The organism is Pseudomonas sp. P5_A2_2 (genome assembly GCF_054177685.1).
The window spans coordinates 1-1,482 of record NZ_JBGCUL010001055.1 but is presented as its reverse complement, the minus strand read 5'-3'; the positions used below and the strand labels follow the sequence as shown (position 1 = coordinate 1,482).

1 protein-coding gene and 1 pseudogene are annotated in these 1,482 nt (G+C 45.0%); one reads left to right on the top strand and one right to left on the bottom strand.

Annotated features, from left to right (window positions below):
* On the top strand, positions 1–906 hold a 906-nt coding region (locus ACXRVY_RS28720; protein WP_458238919.1), incomplete at its 5' end, for a hypothetical protein.
* Positions 907–953: 47 nt separating this feature from the next.
* On the opposite strand, the pseudogene ACXRVY_RS28715 reads toward ACXRVY_RS28720, so the two are convergent.
* Positions 954–1,292, bottom strand: a pseudogene (locus tag ACXRVY_RS28715) (SOS response-associated peptidase family protein); the annotation flags it as partial.
* Positions 1,293–1,482: the final 190 nt, after the last annotated feature.

The window sequence follows — 1,482 nt, the reverse complement described above, 5'->3', positions numbered from 1 at the left end:
GCTCCCGATGATGCGGCTTTGGCAATTATGAGTGAAGGTGCACTCAAGGATGTGGATAAAGATTACGCAATTACGCAACTTCTTGAAGGTATAAATCACATATCAATCTCTCCCGAAAATAGACGGCAAGTGTTTGTGGAGAGTACATATGACTGCTCGATATATACTGAAGTCTACAATAGGTTAAACGCTATCTCAGGGCTTGATTCGGGAGTTTCATTGAGTTTTGTTAGCTCGGGTCCAGCATACCCTAGGAAAGCTTTAGAAGAAAAAGTGAGACAGTATTTTAACCCTAAAGATTTATCTCTACAGGATTTTTTGACTGCGATGCGTGGCGATGGTGATTGTAGTCAAGTGATTGGAATGGTAGAGAGGCTGACCTTGGAAGGAAGTAAGACTGTCAGGGGGGTTACAGATTGGGATAAAAAGAACAAAGGTAACGAGCATGTTAAGGTGTTCGCGAGTGATTATGCTTACACCATGGAGAATGTTGCCATAGATCCAATAGCTGTGATGTTGTTTCTCCATAATAAAGAACCGAAAACCTACCCGATCTCTAAGTTTTGTCAAAATAATGTTCATTATAGTGTATGGCTAAAAAATCAAGAGTTATTGCAGTCAAGTGTTGATTGGTTTTTGAAAGAATTGTTCGATTACGATAATGCAAAGGATGTGGATGTTACATACGTTGGCATGCCTTTGGTCATACGTTCAGATAAGCGATATCTTTTACAGGATGGCCATGGAATAGCCAGGGAATTGTTCAGTAGGTATAACGAATTTGGTGCTATTGCGAGGAATGAAAATGCTCTGGGAAGTAAACTTGTAGAGAATTTTTTGCACCATACGAATGGAGAGTTTATTTCTGTGGAGTTTCAAAAGCTATTTAAGGCGTTGCAGAGTTAAGTGGTTGGTAATGTATTTGATGGCGTAGTGAATATAAAACTGCGCTATCAGCCATTGCCCTTGTAATTGCCTCCCTCAATCTCCCTCCTCGGTTCGATCAATACTTGCCCCTGGTTTCGCACGTTGCCCAGCGCTGGGTCTACTTTGAACCATTCGAAGTATTCTGCCGGCTCCCCCTGGAGCAGCACCATCTGTTCTGCCCGCTCTTTCGGTGTTGCCGGGTCCAACCATTCGCGAGCCAATTCAGGATTCAGTGCCACAGGCCTTCGGTCATGGATGTCTACCATGCCGCCAGCGCTGTCAGCAGTGATGATCACGAAGCCATCGTGTTCACCTGGTTCGTGTTCAGCATTTGGGTATTGTCCTATTGCGGCACAAAAATTCGGTATACCAGGCTGACGTAGGGTCAAGCCAACTATGTGGGAGATGGTAGGCCAGTCCCCCACCTACTGCCGTCCAGCAGCCACAAAAAAGCCCACCAGGATGGGCTTGGATGACGGAAGGTATTTAACGAATGTCCAGTTATTCATCATCCAGAACCAGCTGGGTTCGTGCGGGTCGAAAGACGGTTGGCTG